Annotated in this window: 19 protein-coding genes; 3 read left to right on the top strand and 16 right to left on the bottom strand. The window is 65.4% G+C overall.

The window, feature by feature from the left end:
- Positions 1-125 precede the first annotated feature (125 nt).
- Both CDO35_RS13520 and CDO35_RS13515 read right to left on the bottom strand, forming a co-directional pair.
- Positions 126-419: a BolA family protein gene (locus CDO35_RS13520; RefSeq protein ID WP_099525234.1), complete on the bottom strand. Its 294-nt coding sequence runs from the start codon at positions 417-419 to the stop codon at positions 126-128.
- A gap of 11 nt (positions 420-430) precedes the next feature.
- Entirely contained in the window at positions 431-928 is a 498-nt protein-coding gene (locus tag CDO35_RS13515; protein ID WP_099525233.1) for a DUF2059 domain-containing protein, read from the bottom strand.
- A gap of 278 nt (positions 929-1206) precedes the next feature.
- Here CDO35_RS13515 and CDO35_RS13510 point away from each other — a divergent pair, with 278 nt between their 5' ends.
- The 3 genes from CDO35_RS13510 (at position 1207) to CDO35_RS13500 (ending at position 4328) form a co-directional block, all read left to right on the top strand.
- Entirely contained in the window at positions 1207-2217 is a 1011-nt protein-coding gene (locus tag CDO35_RS13510) for a DUF2804 domain-containing protein (protein WP_059391596.1), read from the top strand.
- 106 nt (positions 2218-2323) lie between these two features.
- Complete coding sequence (locus tag CDO35_RS13505) at positions 2324-3718, top strand: class II fumarate hydratase (RefSeq protein ID WP_099525232.1); 1395 nt, start codon at positions 2324-2326, stop codon at positions 3716-3718.
- The gene (locus CDO35_RS13500; RefSeq protein ID WP_099525231.1) at positions 3711-4328 is read left to right on the top strand and encodes an NAD(P)H-dependent oxidoreductase; all 618 of its coding nucleotides are present in this window, start codon (positions 3711-3713) and stop codon (positions 4326-4328) included. Before CDO35_RS13505 ends, CDO35_RS13500 begins: the two co-directional genes overlap by 8 nt.
- Before the next feature lie 30 nt (positions 4329-4358).
- Here the strand turns inward: CDO35_RS13500 and CDO35_RS13495 are convergent, their stop codons facing one another.
- From CDO35_RS13495 to phnC, 14 genes are all read right to left on the bottom strand, one after another.
- A complete protein-coding gene (locus CDO35_RS13495; RefSeq protein WP_099525230.1) occupies positions 4359-5558 on the bottom strand; it encodes an MFS transporter in 1200 nt (399 codons plus the stop codon).
- A 98-nt stretch (positions 5559-5656) separates the two neighbouring features.
- The gene (phnP, locus tag CDO35_RS13490) at positions 5657-6406 is read right to left on the bottom strand and encodes a phosphonate metabolism protein PhnP (RefSeq protein WP_099525229.1); all 750 of its coding nucleotides are present in this window, start codon (positions 6404-6406) and stop codon (positions 5657-5659) included.
- Entirely contained in the window at positions 6397-6978 is a 582-nt protein-coding gene (phnN, locus tag CDO35_RS13485; RefSeq protein ID WP_099525228.1) for a phosphonate metabolism protein/1,5-bisphosphokinase (PRPP-forming) PhnN, read from the bottom strand. Before phnN ends, phnP begins: the two co-directional genes overlap by 10 nt.
- The gene (locus CDO35_RS13480; RefSeq protein WP_099525227.1) at positions 6978-8123 is read right to left on the bottom strand and encodes an alpha-D-ribose 1-methylphosphonate 5-triphosphate diphosphatase; all 1146 of its coding nucleotides are present in this window, start codon (positions 8121-8123) and stop codon (positions 6978-6980) included. The genes phnN and CDO35_RS13480 overlap by 1 nt, the downstream gene beginning before the upstream one ends.
- Positions 8113-8829, bottom strand: a complete 717-nt coding sequence (gene phnL, locus CDO35_RS13475; RefSeq protein WP_099525226.1) for a phosphonate C-P lyase system protein PhnL — start codon at positions 8827-8829, stop codon at positions 8113-8115. The genes CDO35_RS13480 and phnL overlap by 11 nt, the downstream gene beginning before the upstream one ends.
- Positions 8830-8911: 82 nt before the next feature.
- The gene (gene phnK / locus CDO35_RS13470) at positions 8912-9721 is read right to left on the bottom strand and encodes a phosphonate C-P lyase system protein PhnK (RefSeq protein ID WP_099525225.1); all 810 of its coding nucleotides are present in this window, start codon (positions 9719-9721) and stop codon (positions 8912-8914) included.
- Positions 9718-10587: an alpha-D-ribose 1-methylphosphonate 5-phosphate C-P-lyase PhnJ gene (locus tag CDO35_RS13465; protein ID WP_099525224.1), complete on the bottom strand. Its 870-nt coding sequence runs from the start codon at positions 10585-10587 to the stop codon at positions 9718-9720. Before CDO35_RS13465 ends, phnK begins: the two co-directional genes overlap by 4 nt.
- Complete coding sequence (locus CDO35_RS13460) at positions 10587-11663, bottom strand: carbon-phosphorus lyase complex subunit (RefSeq protein WP_099525223.1); 1077 nt, start codon at positions 11661-11663, stop codon at positions 10587-10589. Before CDO35_RS13460 ends, CDO35_RS13465 begins: the two co-directional genes overlap by 1 nt.
- Positions 11663-12274, bottom strand: a complete 612-nt coding sequence (gene phnH / locus CDO35_RS13455) for a phosphonate C-P lyase system protein PhnH (RefSeq protein ID WP_099525222.1) — start codon at positions 12272-12274, stop codon at positions 11663-11665. Before phnH ends, CDO35_RS13460 begins: the two co-directional genes overlap by 1 nt.
- Positions 12274-12723 carry a phosphonate C-P lyase system protein PhnG gene (gene phnG / locus CDO35_RS13450; protein ID WP_099525221.1) on the bottom strand — a complete coding sequence of 150 codons (450 nt, stop codon included), beginning with the start codon at positions 12721-12723 and terminating at the stop codon, positions 12274-12276. Before phnG ends, phnH begins: the two co-directional genes overlap by 1 nt.
- An 11-nt stretch (positions 12724-12734) precedes the next feature.
- Positions 12735-13457 (bottom strand): phosphonate metabolism transcriptional regulator PhnF, encoded by a 723-nt coding sequence (phnF, locus tag CDO35_RS13445; protein ID WP_099525220.1) that lies wholly within the window; start codon positions 13455-13457, stop codon positions 12735-12737.
- A 20-nt stretch (positions 13458-13477) separates the two neighbouring features.
- Complete coding sequence (gene phnE, locus CDO35_RS13440) at positions 13478-14269, bottom strand: phosphonate ABC transporter, permease protein PhnE (protein ID WP_003461861.1); 792 nt, start codon at positions 14267-14269, stop codon at positions 13478-13480.
- A gap of 82 nt (positions 14270-14351) precedes the next feature.
- On the bottom strand, positions 14352-15353 hold the full coding sequence (gene phnD / locus CDO35_RS13435; protein WP_099525219.1) for a phosphonate ABC transporter substrate-binding protein: 1002 nt from the start codon (positions 15351-15353) through the stop codon (positions 14352-14354).
- Between the two features lie 54 nt (positions 15354-15407).
- Positions 15408-16232, bottom strand: coding sequence for a phosphonate ABC transporter ATP-binding protein (phnC, locus tag CDO35_RS13430; protein ID WP_099525218.1), 825 nt, complete (start codon positions 16230-16232; stop codon positions 15408-15410).
- Between the last annotated feature and the right edge of the window lie 40 nt (positions 16233-16272).

Genomic DNA, 16272 nt, shown 5'->3' with positions numbered 1-16272 from the left:
GACGGATTGTAGCAAAGCAGGGATTCGCCGGGGTGGCTTGGCGACAAGGCGCGACAGCCTGTCACGTCGCCCGGATGCAATCCTGGAATTACCGGCGGGTTCCCCCGGATTACAGCCGAGCTACATCAATGACCGCCGCGGCAGGTCGGCGAAGCCGGCGCCACGCCCTGCGCCGCCCACTCCTGCGGGGTGTAGGTATGCAGCGCCAGCGCGTGGATCTGTCCCATCAACTCGCCGACCGTCGCATACACCTTCTGATGTCGCTTGACCGCATTCAGGCCAGCAAATGCCGGGCTGACGATCACCGCCTTGTAGTGGGTTTCCAGACCGCGGCTGTGCATATGGCTCTCGTCCAGCACTTCGAGGTGCTCGGGTTGCAGCGCGGCCAGGGCGGTGACGATCAGGTCTTGCTTGGACATCTCGGGCTCCATCAGGGCTGTTTAGGCAGGCCGAGCTCGTTGCTCATGTCGGCCAGCAGCTTGTTCACCTCAGGCACGGCGGACTCCAGCTTGCTCTGGGTGATCTGCGCGGACTGTGCGGTGAGAGTCGGCATTTTCTGCAGTACCTTCTGTCCCAGCGGCGACTCGTAGAAGGCGATCAGGTCCTTGAGCTCCTGCTCATTGAAGTTGCTTGTGTAGAGCCTGACCATGTCCGGCTTGAGCTTGTCCCAGCCGACCGCCTTGTCCAGCGCGGTATTGGCCTTGGCCTGGTAACTCTCGAGTACTGCTTTCTTGCCGTTCGGCGCCTCGGCGAAACGCTGGGCGAACATCTGCTGCACCTGGCCGTAGACCGGCACGGTCAGCTTGTCGGCGTGAGCCAACTTGAGAAAACGCTCGGCATCGGCAGCATGACTGGCGGCATCGGCCATGGCCAGGGATGCGCTCGCGCTGAGCAGAACGGCGGTGCAGAGTTTGGAAAAACGGAGCATGGAGAGCGTCCAGAGGTTGTGAATGAGTCTGGGTAGACTACGAAGGCGGCATTTTGTGCCCTGTGCGGAAATCCCTCAAGCGATGCGCGTTGTGCGCTGGCTCACACCCGTCATGTTGACCGGCGCACCCACTGGTCAGTTGCCAAAATGCCAGTACTTGCTCATGCTCGGGTGGGCTCGGCATTCTTTGCGACCTCCCCACTATTATTCAACAAGGCGTGCGCACCTCAAGAGCCGGCAATTGATCGCCAGCCCGCGTACACACACGGACGTGCCCGATGACCAGCCTCACCTCACACGCGCCCCTTCCGCTCCAGCCGCTTTGCGACAGCAAAGGCCGATTGCTGGACGAAGCCATTGGCTGGTCCAGCCGCCCGCAGGTGGACTGCACCCTGCACGGCCACGCCGGGCGGCGCAAACGCTGGAATCACTGGTGCATCACCACGCCGCAGTGGATGCTCTCGCTAACCCTGGCTGACCTCGACTACCTCGGCTACGGCGCCGCCTACTTCCTCGACCTGGAAACCGGCCAGGCCGTCGCCCATACCCAGTTCCGTCCCTTCGCCCTCGGCTGCCAGTTGCCCGACCTGCCGCTGGAGAGCCATGCTTTCAGCCACTCTCGCCTGCAGCTGCGCATCGATGAGCACCCCGGACGCCTGCGCCTCACCGCTGCCGCCCCGGATATCGGCGGCCAGCCCCTACAGGTTGCTCTAGACATACAACGCCCCGCCCATCTGCAATCGATCAATCTGGTTGCGCCCCTGCAAAAAGGCGGTTTCCATGCCACCTGTCGCCAGCTAGGCCTGCCCACCGCGGGTAGCCTGCAGTTGGGCGGCAAGCACTACAGCTGTGTGCCGGGCCAGAGCTTCGCCGCGCTGGATTTCGGTCGCGGTGTCTGGCCGCTGAACACATACTGGCAGCGCGCGGCTTTCGCTGCAGCGGGCGGCATTGCCGGCAACTTCGGCGCTGGCTGGCTCGATCACAGCGGCCTGTCGGAAAACTCCCTGTGGTTCGGCGGTGAAGTGCAATTGCTCGACAGCCCCCTGCATATCGAGCGCAGCTCGCAGGCGCCGCTGGCTCCCTGGCGTCTGGACAGCGAAGATGATCGCGTGGCCCTGCGCTTCACGCCCCGCCAACTGCACAAGGCCTGCCCCAAACTCGGTCCGTTTCACGCCAACACCGTGCAGCGCTTCGGTCATTACGACGGCGTACTGCGCGGCCCTAAAGGCGAGCGCGTGCCGGTAGACGGAGCACTGGGCTGGCTGGGTGAAACCCACGCCCGCTGGTAGTCGCGCTTTCAAAGGCTCCAATCAACCTGATAGATAAGTTGTGGAACCAGTCTTCGGTGGCGCGACCTAAACTGCCAGCAACCTTGCACTTGCCCCGGAGAACGCCATGAGCCGCACCGAAACCGACAGCATCGGCCCCATCGAAGTCCCTAACGACGCCTACTGGGGCGCGCAGACCCAGCGCTCGCTGATCAACTTCGCCATCGGCCAGGAGCGCATGCCGCTGGCCGTGTTGCATGCTTTGGCGCTGATCAAGAAAGCCGCGGCACGGGTCAACAGCCGCAGCGGCGAGCTGCCGGCGGATATCGCCCGACTGATCGAACAGGCTGCCGACGAAGTGCTCGAAGGCCAGCACGACGCGCAATTCCCCCTGGTGGTCTGGCAAACCGGCAGCGGCACGCAGAGCAACATGAATGTCAACGAGGTGATCGCCGGCCGTGCCAACGAACTGGCCGGCGGCCAACGCGGCGGCAAGAACCCAGTGCACCCCAATGACCATGTCAACCGCGCGCAAAGCTCCAATGACTGCTTCCCCACCGCCATGCACATCGCCGCTGTGCAGGGCGTTCGCCACGCCCTACTGCCGGCGCTGGCCGAACTGCGTGACGGCCTGCAGGAACAGGCGCAGCGCCACGCCAACCTGGTCAAGACCGGGCGCACCCATATGATGGACGCCACCCCCATCACCTTCGGCCAGGAGCTGTCGGCCTTCGTCGCCCAGCTCGGCCATGCCGAGGCCGCGATTCGCGCTGCACTGCCCGCCGTCTGCGAGCTGGCCCAGGGCGGTACTGCCGTCGGCACCGGGCTGAACGCACCGGCCGGTTTCGCCGAAGCCATCGCCGCCGAACTGGCCGCACTCTCCGGCCTGCCGCTGACCAGCGCACCGAACAAGTTCGCCGCACTGTCCGGGCACGAGCCGCTGGTGCAGCTCTCCGGCGCGCTGAAAACCCTGGCCGTGGCCCTGATGAAGCTGGCCAACGACCTGCGCCTGCTCGGCTCCGGCCCGCGCGCCGGCTTCGCCGAAGTGCGCCTGCCAGCCAACGAGCCGGGTAGTTCGATCATGCCTGGCAAGGTCAACCCGACCCAGTGCGAAGCGCTGTCGATGCTGGCCTGCCAGGTGCTGGGTAACGACGCTACGATCAGCTTCGCCGCCAGCCAGGGACACCTGCAGCTCAACGTGTTCAAGCCGGTGATCATCCACAACCTGCTGCAATCGATCCGCCTGCTCGCCGATGGCTGCCGCAACTTCCAGCAGCATTGCGTCGCCGACCTGCAGCCGGATGCCGCGCAAATGGCTGCGCACCTGGAAAACGGCTTGATGCTGGTGACAGCGCTCAACCCCCACATCGGCTATGACAAAGCCGCCGAAATCGCCAAGAAGGCCTACGCCGAAGGCAGCACGCTACGCCAGGCCGCACTGCAGCTCGGCTACCTGAACGAAGAGGAGTTCGACCAATGGGTACGACCGCAGGACATGCTCGGAGCCGGGCGGCATGACTGAAGGCAAGAGTGGCGCCACACCGCTGGAAGGCGATGGCAAACGCATCCTGCTGATTCTCGGCAACCCCAAGAAGGACAGCCTCTGCCACGCACTGGCCGAGGCCTACAGCCTGGGAGCACGTAGCAAGGGGCACGTGGTGCGCCAGCTCAGACTGGGCGAAATGCAGTTCGACCCAATCCTGCGTGAAGGTTACGAGCAGAGCCAGAATCTGGAGCCGGACCTGCTCGAAGCTCAGCGTCTGATTCACTGGGCCGAGCACCTGGTGTTCGTCTACCCCGTCTGGTGGGGCGGCATTCCTGCGCTGCTAAAGGGTTTCTTCGACCGGGTGTTCCTGCCCGGCTTCGCCTTCAAGTACCGCAACCGCTCGCAACTCTGGGACAAGCTGCTCAGCGGGCGCAGCGCTGACCTGCTGGTGACCATGGACACGCCACGCTGGTATTTCCGCTGGATCTACGGAGCCCCGGCGCATCGGCAGATGGTGCGTACCATCCTCGGTTTCTGCGGGATCAAAACGCGGCGTCTGAGCGAGTTCGCCCCGGTGCGCCCGTCCAGCGAAGAACAACGCCAGAGCTGGCTGCGCAAGGCCGAGACGCTGGGCAGCAAAGCGTAAAATCCACCACACAGGCCCGGTAGACCTGACTCAGAGGCGCGAGCGTTCCTCGCGCCCTCTACCCGCCCACCACAACGCCAGTGGCCCGAGCGTCAGCAACAGGCCCATCAGCGCGAACGCCGCCCACCAGCCGAGCAACTGCTGATCGCCCAAAGCATCCAGAGTCATGCCGAACAGCAACGGACCGAGGAACGCGCCGGTAAAGCCGGTACAGGAATACAGCGCCATCGCCGCGCCACGGTGGCTGGCCGGGGCGACGCTGACCAGTCCGGCAGTCAACGAAGCCGAGTCGGCGGTGACGGTCACTGCGTAGATCAGAATCAGCCCCAGCATCGCCCAGAACGGCAGCGCCGCGCCCAGGCCGACCACGGCGGCCAGCAGCGCGGAGCTGAGCATCACACCGATCAGCCAGCGCTGACGCCCGAAACGCAGCGCCAGTTCGTTGCCGAGGATGCTCGACGGCATACCGATGAGCGTCGCCAGCATCGCCACCCAGGTGCCCGACAGCCAGGGATCGACGCCCTGCAGATGCCCGGAGAACACCACGAAGGCCACCAACCAGGCGCGCAGGGCGAACAGTTCCAGGTTGTGCATCGCATAGGCCAGGCAGTAAGCCAGCACCTCGCGATTTCTCAACGGCGCCAGATCCAGCAGATTGCGCGGCGCATGTGCCTCTACCGCTTTCGGCGCCAGCCCCCAGTACACCAGCGCCCAGGCCAGCAACGCACAGGCACCACTGAGCAGCGCCGGCAGTTGCCAGCCGCCGAGCTTGGCCAGCTCGCCAGACAGGGTGAACGACAGCGCCGTGCCCAATCCGAAGCTGGCGGTATAGAAGGCGATGGCACGCGACTGCGAGGCACCGTCGATACGTTCCGACAGCGCCTTGAGCCCCGGCATGTACGTGCCCGCCAGGCCGATACCGGCGAGTACGCGCCAAAGCAATGCGGACCAGAAACCATCGGCGAAAACGAAACCCGCGCTGGCCACGGCCGTCAGCAACATGGCCGCCAGGTAGATAAGCCGGGCGTCGTGCCGATCGGTCAGGCCGGTGAGCACAGGCACGGCGAGCATGTAACCAAGAAAGAAGCCGCCGCCGATCCAGCCGGCCTCGGTATTGCTCAAACCCCAGAGTGCCTGGAATTGCGGTAGCAGCGCGGCGAACAGGGCGAAACCGGCCATGCCGAGGGTTTCGGCCGTACACAGCAACAGGGTAATGCGGCGGGCGTTCATGCAACCTCTCTGCTGGCGGCGAACACGTTGGAAGGCCCAGCACTGTAACGGCAAGCCCGGCCAATCTGAAATCTTTGGTTACAGATAGCGGCGTGGACTCACAACACCAGGCCATCGCTTGCCAGCGTCACGCCTGGCGGTAAGGCGTCGGGATGCTCCAGCAGCCAGGCATCGAAGCTGTGGCCGATATGGGTCAGCACTGCCTGTGTCGGTTGCAGGCGCTCGACGACCTCCAGCGCACGGGTCAGATCGTTGTGGTTACGCGGTGCGACGGGTTGCGGCGCGGTGGAGCAATCGAGCACCAGCAGATCCAGTGGCGCGCGCTGCAGCTCGGCGCAACTCGCTTCCGGCACGCCGACGGTATCGGTGAGGTAGGCGATGCGCCTGTCCTGCCCCTTTAGTAGGTAGCCGAAGGTCGGCTTGGAATGCGTCAGCGGTAGTGCGGTAACACTCAGCTCACCCAATTGGCGACGCTCGAAAGCGGCGAACGGCTGGCTGAAGTCGAGAATGCCCGGATGCTTGTATAGATCGGCCAGCCCCTCCGGGTCATCAGGACCATGCACGGGGATGATCAGCCCCTGCCCCCAGCGCAGGTGCAGCAGACCCTGGGCGTGATCGGCGTGGTAGTGGGTCTGCAGGATGCCGCTGAGGCTGTGTGGCGCAAAGCGCTCGGTAAGGTCGGTCAGGCCGCTGTCGATCAACCAGCGCTGCGCCCCGCATTCGATCAGCGCGCAACAGGGGCCGCGACGACGTGTTGGATAGACGCGGGACGCATCGCAGGCCGGGCAACTGCAGTTATAGACCGGCACCTGGCGGGCATCACCGGTGCCGAGCAGGGTCAGGCGCATTGGCGAGTCTCGTCGAGCAGCTGCAGCAGGCGGGTAACGGTGTGTGGCAGCGGGCCGGAGTTGTCTAGAACGCAAATGTGCTCCTGCGCGACAGTCGCTGCTGAAGCGCCTCCCACCACAGTAAAGCTGCGGCTGCGGGCCAGGCGCTGCTCGATCTGCTCCGATGTTTCCCGGCCACGGTCCAGCAGGCGCTGACGCAGTACCGCTTCGTCGACCTGCAGGAGAATCGCCAGCAGATCCGGGTAGCGCTGCCGCGCCGTGTCGAGATGACCGCGCGAACCGTTGATCAGCACGTCCTGCCCGGCACTCAGCCAGTCATCGATCTCGAGCGGGATGCCATAGGCCAGGCCATTGGCGCGCCAGCTCAGAGCGAAGGCGCCCCCGCCCTCCAAGCGCTGGAAGTCGGCCGGGGTCACTCCCAGCGCATCTTCCCCCACCGATTCGGCACTGCGGGTGATCACCCGCCGAGCGAAACGGCAGCCGTGCGCCTCCAGCGGCGCACGTGCGGCTTGTAACAGGCTGTCCTTGCCCGAGCCCGAAGGCCCCATCAGATAGATCAACCTGCCCTGCATCAGAACACCCTTCGTGCTTGGCGCCACACCTGCTGGATCACCGGTTGCTGGCCATGGGCCCTGGCCTGGACCAGGTCGGCACGCAGACCGACGCGAATCTCGCCGCGGTCATCCATCCCCGCCGCCCTGGCCGGTGCGCGGCTCACGGTGGCGATGGCCGCAGGCAAATCATAGTCGTTGTCTTGCTCGGCCAGCAGCCAGGCCGCATGCAACAGGCTGGCCGGGTAGTAGTCGCTGGAAAGGATATCCAGCACGCCGTGGCGCGCCAGCTCGGCGGCGGCGATATTGCCCGAATGCGAGCCGCCACGCACCACGTTCGGAGCGCCCATCAGCACCTTCAGCCCCCGTTCGTGGCTGGCCCTGGCGGCCTCCAGTGTGGTGGGAAACTCGGCAATGGCCATGCCGAAATCGGCCGACTCCTGCACGTGGGCCAGGGTCGCGTCGTCATGGCTGGCCACCGAGATGCCCCGACTGTGGCAGTCCTCGACGATGGCATGGCGCTGACGGTCGCTGTACTGGCGCGAGTTGGCGATCTGCTCCTGAAGAAATTCCTCCATCTCCGCCGGGCTCAGGTGGTACTTGCCCATGTAGTACTCGCGGTACTTCTCCACCTTGGCGAATTGACGCTGACCGGGCGAGTGATCCATCACCGAGACTAGCGCCACCAGCGGGTGCTCCACCAGGTCACGGTAGATGGTCAGGGCATCGGGGTGGCACAACTCGCAGCGCAGGTGCAGACGGTGCTCGGCGCGGGTCTGCCCGGCTGCCTCGCTGGCGGCAATGGCCTCGATCATCGCAGGCAATTGCTGCATGCGCCGGCCACGCGGGTTGATGTCGCCGATGGACAGAGCATCGAACACCGTGGTGATGCCGGCGGCAACGATCTGCGCATCGTGGGTCAGCACCGCCGAGGTCGACGGCCAGTCCACCCCGGGGCGCGGGCTCATGTGTTTCTCCAGGTTGTCGGTGTGCAACTCCACCAGCCCCGGTAGCAGGTAATCGCCACCGAGATCCTGGGCTTGCGGCAGGCGGCTGGCCCCCTCATCCACCGCGGTGATCAGCCCGTCACGCAGCACCAGCGTACCGAGGAACTCGCGTTCGGCTGTGACGAGGCGGGCGTTGCTGAGAATCTGTTCAGACGACATAGACGTACTCCGCTTGCGCCGCCTTGGCGCTCATGTCGAGGTAACGGTCGGCCACCGCCTCGCGGGCGGTGCGGTCGTGGAAAATGCCGATAAGCGCGCTACCCGCGGCCTTGGCCTCGTTGATCAGCGCCAACACCACCTGGCGGTTGGCGTCGTCCAGCGAGGCCGTGGGTTCGTCGAGCAACAGCACCGGCCACTCGACCATGAAGCCGCGGGCGATGTTGACGCGCTGCTGCTCACCGCCGGAAAAGGTGCCCGGCGCCAGTTGCCACAGCGCCTCGGGAATGTTCAGCCGGCCCAGCAACGCCTTGGCCCGCGCCTCGGCGTCGCTACGCGTCCAGCCACGTGACAGCGCCGGTTCCATCACCACATCCAGGGTCGACACGCGTGGAATCACCCGCAGGAACTGGCTGACATAGCCCAGACTCTGCCGACGTACCGCCAGTACCTGGCGCGGTTCGGCGCCGACCAGCTCCACCGGCGAGCCCTGGTGACGGATGCGAATACTGCCGCCGGCGGCCAGGTAGTTGCCGTACAGCGTGCGCAGCAGGGTCGATTTACCGGCGCCGGACTGGCCGTGCAGCACCAGGCACTCGCCGCCGCGCACGGCGAAATTCAGGTCACGCAGCACCTGCAGGACGACGCCGTTCTGCTGATGCAGGGTGAAGGTCTTGCTGAGGCCGCTGACCTCGATCAGGTTGTTCATGGTCAATACTCTCTGCGTTCGTGGGAGGGCTTTAGCCGCGACAAAGAGGGGCCGCGGCTAAAGCCCCTCCCACAGGACGAAATCAGGGCTGCAACACCGACGACACCAACAGCTGCGAATACGGATGCTGCGGATCGTCGAGAATCTGATCGGTCAGCCCCGCCTCCACCACGTGCGAACGGCGCATCACCATCAGCCGGTCGGCCAGCAGGCGCGCCACCGCCAGGTCATGGGTGACGATCACCACCGCCAGATCCAGCTCACGCACCAGGCCGCGTAGCAGATCGAGCAGGCGCGCCTGCACCGACACGTCTAGCCCACCAGTCGGCTCGTCCATGAACACCAGGCGTGGCGCCGAGACCAGGTTGCGAGCGATCTGCAGGCGCTGCTGCATGCCGCCGGAGAAGGTGCGCGGCAGGTCGTCGATACGCGCCGGGTCGATCTCCACCTGGCTCAACCAGTCCAAGCCGGCGGCGCGCAGCTCGCCGTAGTGGCGCACGCCCTGCGCCATCAGCCGCTCGCCGATGTTGGCGCCAGCCGATACCGCCATACGCAGGCCGTCGCGCGGGTTCTGCTCGACGAAGCCCCATTCGGTGCGCAGCAGCGTGCGCCGCTCGGCCTCGCTGGCGCTGTACAGGTCGAGCCACTGGCCATCGCGGCCGCGATAACTGACCGCGCCGCGATCCGGCGGGCAACGCCCGGAGAGCAGGCTGAGCAAGGTGGACTTGCCCGACCCCGACTCGCCGACGATCCCCAGCACTTCGCCGGGATAGAGGTCGAAACTCACGCCCTGGCAGCCCTTGTCCGGGCCGTACAGGCGGGTCAGGTCACGCACAGAGAACAACGGCTCGGTTGCAGCCACGGCAGGTTGCAGACGTTCGGCGGCGCTCATTGCAGGTTCTCCTCGGTTCGCTGACGGCAGTAGTCGGTGTCGGAGCAGACGAAGCGCTTGCTGCCGGCGTCATCGACGATCAGCTCGTCAAGGAAGGACTCGCTGCTGCCACAGAAGGCGCAGCACTCGTCCCAGCGCTGCACGGCGAAGGGGTGATCCTCGAAGTCCAGGCTGACCACACGAGTAAAGGGCGGCACCGCATACAGGCGCTTCTCGCGACCGGCACCGAACAGCATCAGCGCCGGGCTCATGTCCAGTTTGGGGTTGTCGAATTTCGGGATTGGCGACGGGTCCATCACGTAGCGCTCGTCCACCGTCACCGGGTAGGCATAGGCGGTGGCGATATGGCCGAAGGTGGCGATGTCCTCGTACAGCTTCACATGCATCACGCCGTAATCCTCCAGCGCATGCATGGTCCGCGTCTCCTGCTCGCTGGGCTCGATAAAGCGCAGCGGCTCGGGGATGGGCACCTGATAGACCATGATCTGCCCGGCCGACAGCGGGGTTTCCGGGATGCGGTGGCGGGTCTGGATCACGCTGGCCTCCACCGTGCGCTCGGTGGTGTCGACGCCGGCGGTGCGGGCGAAGAAGCGGCGGATCGACACCGCATTGGTGGTGTCATCAGCGCCCTGGTCGATCACCTTGAACACGTCATCCGCGCCAAGAATCGCAGCGGTCAGCTGCATGCCGCCGGTGCCCCAGCCATAGGGAAGCGGCATTTCTCGACCGCCGAAGGGCACCTGGTAGCCGGGAATTGCCACCGCCTTGAGCAGGCCACGGCGGATCATGCGTTTGGTCTGCTCATCCAGATAGGCGAAGTTGTAGGCCGACGCCTCGCGGGCGCCGCTTGCATTGGACAGATTCATCAGCGGTTCTCCTCTGCCGGCGCCTGGCGGCGCAGCTTGCGGATCAGTTCCAGTTCGGCCTGGAAGTCGACGTAGTGCGGCAACTTGAGGTGCGAGACGAAGCCGGCGGCTTCGACGTTGTCGCAGTGCATCAGCACGAACTCCTCTTCCTGCGCCGGGCCCTGCACCTCTTCGCCGTACTCGGCGGCTCGCAGCGCGCGGTCGACCAGCGCCATGCCCATGGCCTTGCGCTCGGCGTAACCGAAGGCCAGGCCATAGCCGCGGGTAAACTGCGCCTGCTCGGCGCTGTCACCGACGAACTGGTTGACCATCTCGCACTCGGTGATCTCGATGTCGCCCAGCGGCACGGCGAAACCCAGTTCGGCGGGCGTCATCCACACCTCGACATCGCCGATGCGGATCTCCCCGGCGAAGGGGTGATTGCGCCCATAGCCGCGCTGAGTCGAGTAGCCGAGCGCCAGGAGGAAGCCTTCATCACCACGGGCAAGCGCCTGCAGGCGCTCGGCGCGGCTCGCGGGAAAGGCCAGCGGCTCGCGGGTGATGTCCGGCACCGGTGCGCCGTCGTCCTGCTCGCGGGCCATCAGCCCTTCGCCTGCGAGAAAATCCAACACCCGAGGACAGGGCTTGGGCTCGTCGGCAAGCGTGATGTCCGGCGCCGGATATTCGCCCTCGGCCAGCAAGGTGAAATCCAGCAGACGGTGGGTGTAGTCGAAGGTCGGGCCGAGCAGCTGACCACCGGGCAGATCCTTGAAGGTGGCGGATATGCGCCGCTCCAGCTGCATCTTCGTGGTATCCAGCGGCTCGCTGGCACCGAAACGTGGCAGCGTGGTGCGGTAGGCGCGCAAGAGGAAGATGGCCTCCATCAGGTCACCGGCCGCCTGTTTGATCGCCAGTGCGGCCAGCTCCTCGTCGTACAGCGAGCCTTCGCTCATCACCCGAGCCACGGCCAGCGGCAGTTGCTGGCGGATCTGTTCAACGCCCAGTTCAGCGATCGTGGTATCGCCACGGCGACGGCTGGCCAGCAGTTGATGGGCATTGTCGATGGCGCGTTCGCCACCCTTGACGGCGACATACATCAGGCAGCCTCCTCGGTTTCGATCAGCACGCGGGTGCTGCGCGGCAGGCCAATGACTTCGCCGGCAGCGGCAAAGAAGCAATCCAGGCCACGGGGAAAGGCGCTGCGCGCCTGACGCTGCTGCCAGAACGAGGCCGGCAGCGGCAGGTTGACGCCGCGCACGTCCTTGATGCCCGGCCCGCGCCAGCGCAGAGGGATGCCGGCGCGCAGATCGTCGAGCTGGATCAGCAGCGTGCAGGACTGGTCCGGGTAGCGTTCGCTGCCATTGTCGAAGTCCGACAGATCGCTCAACTCGCCCTCATCAAGCAGGGCGAACAAAGCGATCTCACGCTCGGCGACAATCGGGCAGCCGCAGTGGAACGCCAGGTTGGCGCGAATCAGCGGCGTGTCGAAACGCGGCGCCAGCCACAGAGGCGTATCACTGTCGAGGAAGGCCAGACACAAGCCATAAGTAGCTGGGGCCAGGTCACCCAAGGCATGGGCACGATCCATGGCGCGTGGCAGCCCCGGTTCGGCCAGGGCTCCGAGGGCCGCGCGGAAACTGACCTGGGCGTCCAGCACCGGGTCGTCGAAAGCCGGTTGCAGCCAGTGCGAGCTGTGCGGCGTAGTCATCAGTCCTCTCCTCTGACCAGGGTGAAAAATTCCACCTGAGTGGTGGCGGTACGGGCGGCCCGGTTCAGGCGCTGTTCGCGCTGCTCGCGGGCCAGGGGTTCGATCAGGTCATCCAGCCAGCGCGCCTGGTCGCTGCCCTGCAGGTGCGCGTCGGCCAGGGCGGCCAGTTCGGCGCGACGCTTGTCGCGGCCGGCCAGGTAGCTGTAACCGGTTCGGCCGTCGGCCAGACGCACCACACAGCGGGTCACGGTCATCTCGCCGAGGTTGAAGGCGCTACCGGTGCCGCCCATGCGCCCGCGCACCAGGGTCATGCCAACCTCGGGGGAGCGGATCAGTTGGTAGGCGCTGTCTTTCAGCGCCGCTTCATGGGGGTCGAGAGCGCTGCCGGCGCGGGCCAGGACGCCCATCCAGCGCTGACGCGCGGCGATGTTCGGATCGGTTTCGTTCATGCGGGTCTCCATCAGGTCGCTACCTGGTACTGGAAGCGGTCGGCGCGGCTGCTGGACTGCGCCAGCTCCACCGCCCGGCCAGCGGGATCGCGGGACAAAGTGAGTACGCTGAGCAGCGGCGCATGGCGCGGCATCAGCAGATGCGCAGCCTCCTCGCGACTGGGTAGGCGCGCGCCGATCAGGCTGAAGGTGCGTGTCAGCGGTAGATCGCGCTCGGCCAGGTACTGGCGCAGCGAGCCGCCCTGATAGTCGGCCAGCAGCGGCGCCAGGCTGATACAGAAGCGATGACGGATCAGGCTCAGCGGCTGGCCGTCGAGCAGGCGCAGGGTGACCAGCTCGAGCAGTTCGCTGCCATCGGGCAGTTGCAGGTGGCGGCACTCCTCGCTGCTGCCGCTGCGACGCAGGCGCTCGATCAACTGCGCCTCGACGCGGTGACCAAGCGCAGACAGCGACTGACTGAACGCACTGCCCGCCTCTACCGGATACACCAGCGGCTTGGCCAGCACCTGAGTGCCCTTGCCCTGGCGGCGCAGCAGGCGGCCTTCGAGCACCAGCTCGTCGACGGCGCGGCGCAGGGTGTGACGGTTGACGGAAAAGCGCGCGGCCAATTGCATCTCGCCCGGCAGGTAATCGCCCGGGCTCATGTGCTGCACGTCTTCGCGCAACACGGCGGCCAGCTCGCGGTACAGCGGTTCGCTTTGTCTAGACAAGTTCATCGTTTGAAAAGGGCGCACGCAGGCGCCCTCCCTCTCCTTCAGATAAAGAGCTTGCGCAGGCGTTGGGACAGGATGTCGATGGCGCTCACCACCAGGATGATCACGATCAGCAGCGCGCAGGTCTGGGCGAACTGGAAGCCGCGTATGGCCTCCCAGAGGATCACGCCGATGCCACCGGCGCCGACCATGCCGACCACCGTGGCCGAACGCACGTTGGACTCGAAGCGGTACAGCGAGTAGGAAATCCACAGCGGCAGCACTTGCGGGATGACGCCGAAGATCACCTCCTGCAGGGCACTGGCGCCGGTCGCGCGTACGCCTTCGACCGGGCCTGGGTCGATGGCCTCGACCGCCTCGGCGAACAATTTGGCCAGCACTCCGGTGGTGCTGATGAACAGCGCCAGCACGCCAGCGAAGGGGCCGAGCCCGACCGCGACGACGAAAAGCATGGCGAAGACCATTTCGTTGATCGAACGGCAGGCATCCATCACCCGGCGTACCGGCTGGTACACCCACCAGGGCACGATGTTCTCGGAACAGAGGATGCCCAGCGGAATGGCGCAGACGATGGCCAGCACCGTGCCCCAAAGAGCGATCTGTACGGTGACGACCATCTCCTTGAGGTAGTGCTGCCAGTTGCTGAAGTCCGGCGGGAAGAAGTCGGCGGCGAAGGTGGCCATGTTGCCGGCATCGCGCACCAGCGCCAGCGGGTTCATTTCCGCACCCTGCCAGGACCAGGCGAGTACGGCGAAGAACAGGCCCCAGCCGATCAATTGCAGCCAGCTGCGCTTGGCTTCGGTTGCCGGGGTGGCGGTGGTCAGTGTGGTCATGGGTAACTCTCGTTCCTGTGGGAGGCGCTTCAGCGGCGAGCTGTTCAAGAACCGCCCCACCTTCGCGGGGCGGCTCCGAGGCTCAGCCAGCGCTGTCGCTGTTCTGCTTCTCACGCTCGGCCATACGCTGCTCCAGCTTGGCCAGCTCGGCATCAAGCTCCTTGAGCTGGGCCTGCTTGTCGGCGTCCTTGAGCTTGTCGTTGCTGGCCACTTCGCTGCGCTTCTTGAACAGCTCAAGCTGGCGAATCGGCAGCAACTGGTCGTTGTCGGAAGCCTTGAACTGGCCCCACTGCAGGCCTTCGAGCACCTTCTTCTCCTCCGGCTTGGCGCCGTAGCTCATGAAGAAGTTGCGCAGTTTGTCGCGGGTTTCCTGCGGCAGGTTCTTGCGCCAGACGATGGGGTCGGAGGGAATCAGCGGCGAAGTCCAGATCACCTTGAGCTGTGCGGCCTTGTCCGGCGCGGTCACTTCCAGACGCTCCATGCCTTCGCTGTTGAAGGTGCCGACATCGACTTGCTTGTTGGCCACCGACAACGCGTTGACCTCATGGCTGCCATTGAGCGAGCGCTTGAAGACCTTGCCGGCGTCGACATTGTTCTGGGCGAACACGTAATAGCCCGGTACCAGGTAGCCGGAGGTGGAGTTGGGGTCGCCGTTGGCGAAGGTCAGGCTCTTGGCGTTCTTGAGCATGTCATCGACCGAGTTGATCGCGCTGTCCTTGTGCGCCACCAGCAGGCTGTAGTAACCCTGCGCACCGTTGGCCGCCACGGTCTGGGCGAAGATCTCGCCGCCGGCGCGATCAACCGCCTCCATCGCCGACTTGTTGCCATACCAGGCCACGTCGACCTTGTCGAAGCGCATACCCTGGATGATCCCGGCGTAGTCAGGCGCGAAGAAGGCGTTGATCTTTACCCCGGTCTGCTTGCTCATGTCGGCCAGGAAGGGATCCCACATGGCCTTGAGATTCTGCGAAGACTCGGTGGAAATGATGCCGAAGTTGAGTTCCTCGGCAGCCTGGGCCGAGCCCAGCAGGGAACCGGTGACGAGCGCGGAAGCAGCCAGCACCTGGCCGATGCGTTTGAACATGGAGCACACTCCTGTTGCTAGTTGGCGTTGTTGTTTCGAATGAGGGTGCTGAGATCAGGCCTTGGCCAGTGTCAGCGGACGTTCCACGGCCCGTGGGCGCTGCCCTTGCGGCAGCAGCAGGCTGATATCGAGATCGCCGCCGTAGAGGTCATTGAGGAAATCGGGGTTGAAGCCCGCGGTCGGGCCGTCGAAATGAATTCGCCCACCCTTGAGCGCCACGGCGCGCTGGCAATAGCGCACCGCGTAATCGACCTGATGCAGGGTCACCACCACCGTCTTGCCGTCGCGACGGTTGATGTCGGCGAGGATCTCCATCACCTTGCGCGCCGACTCCGGGTCGAGCGAGGCGATGGGCTCGTCGGCGAGAATCACCTCGGCCTGCTGGCACAGCGCACGGGCGATGGCCACGCGCTGCTGCTGGCCACCGGACAGGGTCGAGGCACGCTGCGCGGCGAACTCGGCCAGCCCTACCCGCTCCAACGCCTGCAGCGCACGCTGCTTCTCTTCGGGATTGAACAGGCTGAGGCTGCCACGCCAACGCGGCATGCGCCCCAGGCCGCCGAGCAGCACGTTCTGCAGCACGCTGAGACGGCCGACCAGATTGAACTGCTGAAAGATGTAGCCGATATCGGCGCGCTGGCGGCGCACATCGCCATTCAGGCGCCCGTCGCTCTGCACCTGACGCCCAAGCACTTCGATGCTACCGGCGTCACCGCGCGCCAGGCCGGCCAGATGCCGCAACAGGGTCGACTTGCCCGAGCCCGAGGCGCCGATCAGCGCCACCATCTCGCCCGGCTGCACGGATAGCGCCAGATCGAACAGCGCCTGCTTGCGGCCGAAACTTTTATTCAGACGATCGACTCGAATAGCTACGCTCATGTGCTGGCCCTCTACTATCATTTCGATAAGAAGGCCGCTA

The sequence above is a fragment of the Pseudomonas sediminis genome (assembly GCF_002741105.1).
Lineage (GTDB): Bacteria > Pseudomonadota > Gammaproteobacteria > Pseudomonadales > Pseudomonadaceae > Aquipseudomonas > Aquipseudomonas sediminis.
The sequence above is the reverse complement of the archived record's forward strand: the minus strand, read 5'-3'. Positions and strand labels throughout refer to the sequence as shown.

Excerpts from the sequence above, each read along its gene's own strand:
- CDO35_RS13520 (WP_099525234.1), bottom strand. The coding sequence starts at position 419 with ATGTCCAAGCAAGACCTGATCGTCACCGCCCTGGCCGCGCTGCAACCC.
- CDO35_RS13515 (WP_099525233.1), bottom strand. The coding sequence starts at position 928 with ATGCTCCGTTTTTCCAAACTCTGCACCGCCGTTCTGCTCAGCGCGAGC.
- CDO35_RS13510 (WP_059391596.1), top strand. The coding sequence starts at position 1,207 with ATGACCAGCCTCACCTCACACGCGCCCCTTCCGCTCCAGCCGCTTTGC.
- CDO35_RS13505 (WP_099525232.1), top strand. The coding sequence starts at position 2,324 with ATGAGCCGCACCGAAACCGACAGCATCGGCCCCATCGAAGTCCCTAAC.
- CDO35_RS13500 (WP_099525231.1), top strand. The coding sequence starts at position 3,711 with ATGACTGAAGGCAAGAGTGGCGCCACACCGCTGGAAGGCGATGGCAAA.
- CDO35_RS13495 (WP_099525230.1), bottom strand. The coding sequence starts at position 5,558 with ATGAACGCCCGCCGCATTACCCTGTTGCTGTGTACGGCCGAAACCCTC.
- phnP (WP_099525229.1), bottom strand. The coding sequence starts at position 6,406 with ATGCGCCTGACCCTGCTCGGCACCGGTGATGCCCGCCAGGTGCCGGTC.
- phnN (WP_099525228.1), bottom strand. The coding sequence starts at position 6,978 with ATGCAGGGCAGGTTGATCTATCTGATGGGGCCTTCGGGCTCGGGCAAG.
- CDO35_RS13480 (WP_099525227.1), bottom strand. The coding sequence starts at position 8,123 with ATGTCGTCTGAACAGATTCTCAGCAACGCCCGCCTCGTCACAGCCGAA.
- phnL (WP_099525226.1), bottom strand. The coding sequence starts at position 8,829 with ATGAACAACCTGATCGAGGTCAGCGGCCTCAGCAAGACCTTCACCCTG.
- phnK (WP_099525225.1), bottom strand. The coding sequence starts at position 9,721 with ATGAGCGCCGCCGAACGTCTGCAACCTGCCGTGGCTGCAACCGAGCCG.
- CDO35_RS13465 (WP_099525224.1), bottom strand. The coding sequence starts at position 10,587 with ATGAATCTGTCCAATGCAAGCGGCGCCCGCGAGGCGTCGGCCTACAAC.
- CDO35_RS13460 (WP_099525223.1), bottom strand. The coding sequence starts at position 11,663 with ATGTATGTCGCCGTCAAGGGTGGCGAACGCGCCATCGACAATGCCCAT.
- phnH (WP_099525222.1), bottom strand. The coding sequence starts at position 12,274 with ATGACTACGCCGCACAGCTCGCACTGGCTGCAACCGGCTTTCGACGAC.
- phnG (WP_099525221.1), bottom strand. The coding sequence starts at position 12,723 with ATGAACGAAACCGATCCGAACATCGCCGCGCGTCAGCGCTGGATGGGC.
- phnE (WP_003461861.1), bottom strand. The coding sequence starts at position 14,269 with ATGACCACACTGACCACCGCCACCCCGGCAACCGAAGCCAAGCGCAGC.
- phnD (WP_099525219.1), bottom strand. The coding sequence starts at position 15,353 with ATGTTCAAACGCATCGGCCAGGTGCTGGCTGCTTCCGCGCTCGTCACC.
- phnC (WP_099525218.1), bottom strand. The coding sequence starts at position 16,232 with ATGAGCGTAGCTATTCGAGTCGATCGTCTGAATAAAAGTTTCGGCCGC.